Source organism: Pseudomonas sp. D47, assembly GCF_045447305.1.
Classification (GTDB): Bacteria; Pseudomonadota; Gammaproteobacteria; order Pseudomonadales; family Pseudomonadaceae; genus Aquipseudomonas.
The window spans coordinates 1-210 of sequence record NZ_JBJGXU010000233.1; the positions used below are offsets into that span (position 1 = coordinate 1).

Genomic DNA, 210 nt, shown 5'->3' on the forward strand with positions numbered 1-210 from the left:
AGCATCGACTTCCTGTGGGGCTAGCTCTAAAGAGTTAAAAGGTCCGACTTCTGGTGCGGAAGGTTGGGCAGGTTCCACCCCCAAGATATTGTCCGCACTGATTGCGATCTGTTCATTGCTTGGTCGCGTAATGAGTGCGGCCAGCTGCTTTTGCGATATGTGCGTCAGTTTTGCAGCCCGTGCTAAAGCATTCTTGCGCACTGTTTCGTA

At 51.9% G+C, this 210-nt stretch carries 1 protein-coding gene; it reads right to left on the minus strand.

The features are described 5' to 3' along the window. On the minus strand, positions 1 to 210 hold a 210-nt coding region (locus ACI77I_RS32345), incomplete at both ends, for a hypothetical protein (RefSeq protein ID WP_407000292.1).